Here is a 3,925-nt window from a genome sequence, read left to right as displayed (position 1 = left end):
GGTCAGCCTTCAGCGCCGCGTCGGCAGCCGGGTCAACCTTGGCGACCAGGGACGACAGGCTGGCACCGGTCATTTTGGTGCCATCGGTACGGGTGTACTCGCCCAGGTAGACGTTACGGATGCCCTTGGCGTCGTAGAAGTGCGAGTTGTGGGTGTTGTCGCTGAAGCAGTCCTGCTCGTCTTCCGGCGAGTTGGCTTCCAGGGACACCTTCATGCGCTCACCGGCCAGCTCGCCGAGAGACAGGCTACCCATGCCGAACAACATTTTGCGCAGGCCGTCAGTGGCCGGTTCCGACTCCAGGGTGGCGCGGTAGTTGTCTTCGACGTTGGGTTTCCAGTTGCCGACCATTTCCTCCAGGTCGCTGACCAGCAATTGGGTCACGGCGCGCAGGTAGGTGCGGCGGCGCTCGTTGTGACCGCCGGTGGCACCGTCACCGGTCATGTAGTCCGACGCCGGGCGGTTGCCTGCGCCTGGGCCGGTACCGTTGAGGTCTTGGCCCCAGAGCAGGAATTCGATGGCGTGGTAGCCGGTGGCGACGTTGGCCTCGGAACCGCCCAGTTCATTGAGGCTGGCGAGTTTTTCCGGGGTGATGTCCTTGACGTCGACCTTGTCTTCGCCGACCTGGATCTGGGTGTTGGCGATGATGTTGGCATTTGCACCCGGGTTGCCCAGGGCGTGCTCGTAGGATTTGTCGACGTAGTCGATCAGGCCTTCATCCAGCGGCCAGGAATTCACCTGACCTTCCCAGTCGTCGATGATGGTGTTGCCGAAACGGAACACTTCGCTCTGCAGGTACGGCACACGGGCTGCGATCCAGGCGGTGCGGGCCGCTTTCAGGGTTTCGTCGCTCGGGTTGGCGAGGAAAGTGTCGATCGCGGTCTGCAGGGTTTTCGCGGTGGATTCGGCGTCGCTGTACACCGCGAACACCATGTCGGCGTAATGCGCGACCACAGCCTTGGCGGCAGCCTCGTCGACCTGGCCTGCCGGAGCGGCCGCAGGTGCGGGAGTGCTGGCAGCGGCGGGCGCCTGGGGCGCGGCGGCCTTGTCTTTACCTTCGCCGCAACCGGCGAGAGAAATGGCAATGGCCAGCAGACTGGCGGTGGCCAGGGGCATACGAATCATGGCGAACATCCTGCTTCGGTTGTTGATAGGGCGCACGAGGGGGCGCAAAAACTGCGACATAATGCGAAAGATTTGCATTTTGTGTAAAGGCTTATACGCGGGAAATATTTGGTATCGTTTTGCCGTCTCAGAGAATCGTCGCGTTGTTGCGTTCGGACTGCTTCAAATAAACCGCCAGCTCCCGCGCTTGCAGCGGTTTGCTGTAGTGGTAGCCCTGGCCCTCGTGGCAGCCTTCGGAAATGATGTAAGCCTCCTGTTCGGCGGTTTCCACGCCTTCGGCGATCACCTGCATGCCCAGGCTTTTACCCAGTTGGATGATGGCGCGCACGATGGTGGCATCATCGTCGTCGTCCAACAGGTCCTGCACGAAGCTCTTGTCGATCTTGATCTTGTCCAGGGGTAGGCTCTTGAGGTAACTCAAGGATGAATAACCGGTGCCGAAGTCATCAATGGCAATCAGCGCTCCGGAACGACGCAGGCTTAGCAAGTGCTGGGCGGCGGTGCTGATGTCCTCCATCAGGCCTGTCTCGGTGACTTCCAATTCCAGGCTGCGAGGCGGCAGGCGGTAGATCTGCATCAGGTTGTTGACCACTCGCGGCAACTCGGTGTGGTGCAGTTGCACGGTGGACAGGTTGACCGCCATGCGCAGGGTGGTGAAACCCAAGTCATGCCATTCGCGCAATTGCCGGCAAGCCTGGTCCAGAACCCATTCGCCAATCGGGATAATCGTGCCGTTCTGTTCGGCCAACGGGATGAACAGGTCGGGTGGCACCAGGCCGTGTTCAGGGTGTTGCCAGCGGATCAAGGCTTCTACACCCACCACACGATGGTCGCGGTAGCTGATCTGTGGTTGGTACACCAAGTGGAACTGGTCTCGACTCAAGGCATCGCGCAGGTCTTTTTCCAGTTCGCGACGGCGGCGCATTTCGCTGTCGACGCTGGCGATATAGAACTGATAGCGGTTGCGTGAGCGGCTCTTGGCCAGGGTCATGGTCTGTTCGGCTTTCTGCAGCAGCTTCTCGGTGCTGTCGCCGTCCTCCGGGAACAGGGTGATGCCGATCGTGGCACGCAGACGAATCTGATCCTGATCGAGGGCAAACTCCGCTTCCAGGTCGTCCAGGATGCTTTGTGCCAGTTCGGCGGCTTCGTAAGGCTGGTCGATGTCGGCTTGCACCAACGCGAACTGGTCGCCACCCAGACGGGCCAGCGCGCCGAGGCGGCCACTGTGGGCGCGCAGGCGGTCGGCCAACGCCAGCAGCAATTTGTCGCCGGCCTGATAGGTGAACTGTTCGTTGACGCTCTTGAAGTCGTCCAACCCTACACACAGCACGGCCACGCGGCGTTGGCGGCGGCCGGTGTCGATGAGGATCTTGTCCAGTTGTTCCTGCAGTTTCTGGCGGTTCGGCAGGCCGGTGAGGAAGTCGTACTGGGCCATGCGCAGCAGGCTGGATTCAGCTTCATGGCGCAGGTGCGTATTGCGTTCGATGGACTCCAGCAATTGGTTGGCGGTGTTGATCCACAGCCCCAATTCATTGCGTTCATGGCCCTTGAGTTGGGGGATTTTGTGCTCGCTGGGTCGGTCCGGGTTGATCGACGTCAAATGCTCGATAATCCGCGACAATGGTTTGGTCAGCAGCCAGTGATAAACCAGGTACAGCACCAGGCCCATGGCCAGGGCGCGCAGCACACCGGAAATAAAAATGATCACCGAACTGACAATAAAACCTTTGCCGTAGGTGGCGGTGTCCAGGGTAATGCTCAGGTCGCCGTAATACTCGCTATAGGGGCCTTTGCCGACCAAGGCCGTGGTGAAGGTGCGTTCCTGGCCGAGAATCAGGTCGGTCAGCCAACGGGTAGGAGATTGCTGCAGGGCGCGGGTCTTTTCGGCGAGCATGGTTTCGTTGGGGTGGCCGATGGAGGCCATGCGCACGGCGTCGTCCTGGAACAGACCTTCGATGACCTGCATACCCATTTCACGGTCCAGGCTATAGACAGCCTGGGTCGAGGGGTCGCGAAACATGTCGAGAATACGCTGGGCATCGCCCGCCACGGCCTGGCGTGTCTTATAGGCATCGAAAACGATCTGCGCCACGCTCAACGCCACGCCCACGATCAATGCCGACAGCAGCACAACCCGTAGCAACTTCACCGACAAGCTGTTCTTGAGTTCCAGCTTCAAAGGGGCATTCCTTGTCTCATGCGGGTAGCCTTCAATATGCCATGAGTATTGGCAATCTCGGGGTGGCAGTCAAAGGAACATTGGCGCGGCAGGCGCCTTCAAGAACGGTGTGGAGGAAAAGCCAGAAAAACGGCGGATTCACTCCGCCGTCTAAGTGGCTTATTTACGCGCTGCAAGCGAACCTTTTTACAACGCGAGTGCCTTTGTCAGCTGACTGAAAAGTCAATCTTTGGTGGCGGTGGCGGCATCATGTCTTCCCCCGGCCGGCTTGGGGCCTTGGCACCACCGTCATCACCACCCCCGCCACCTGCACCACCGGCGAGGCCTTTCATAAGCCCGCTGATGAGTTGCATCGCCATCTGTCCGCCTGCTTTTCCGATCTCTTCCATCATTGGTTCTCCAGCAGAGTGTGAAAGGGTTATTCCTCTCACTGGCTGGGTGGCAAATTCCCTTCTGCGGGTTCCACGGTTTCGGACAGATCGACAGTGTGGAATGCCCACAAAAAAGCCCGGCAATGCCGGGCTCTTTCTACTGCAAGCGTTGCTTAGGCAGTGAAGGTCTTGCCTTCGAACTGCTCAGCCACGAACTTCCAGTTGACCAGGTTCCAGAACGCTTCCACATAC

The 3,925-nt window shown here is 59.6% G+C and carries 3 protein-coding genes and 1 pseudogene; all 4 read right to left on the bottom strand.

Going from position 1 to position 3,925, the window contains the following annotated elements:
* Positions 1–1,123, bottom strand: a 1,123-nt coding sequence (locus ACRESD_RS22585; protein WP_431752932.1) for an imelysin family protein, incomplete at its 3' end; no start/stop codon positions are given.
* Positions 1,124–1,250: 127 nt separating this feature from the next.
* A complete protein-coding gene (locus tag ACRESD_RS22580) occupies positions 1,251–3,302 on the bottom strand; it encodes a putative bifunctional diguanylate cyclase/phosphodiesterase (protein WP_431752931.1) in 2,052 nt (683 codons plus the stop codon).
* Between the two features lie 206 nt (positions 3,303–3,508).
* Positions 3,509–3,694: a hypothetical protein gene (locus tag ACRESD_RS22575; protein WP_431752930.1), complete on the bottom strand. Its 186-nt coding sequence runs from the start codon at positions 3,692–3,694 to the stop codon at positions 3,509–3,511.
* Positions 3,695–3,846: 152 nt separating this feature from the next.
* Positions 3,847–3,925: pseudogene (locus ACRESD_RS22570) on the bottom strand (superoxide dismutase [Fe]); the annotation flags it as partial.

This window comes from Pseudomonas sp., from assembly GCF_050739995.1.
Classification (GTDB): Bacteria; Pseudomonadota; Gammaproteobacteria; order Pseudomonadales; family Pseudomonadaceae; genus Aquipseudomonas.
This window is presented reverse-complemented; position numbering and strand designations above follow the sequence as displayed.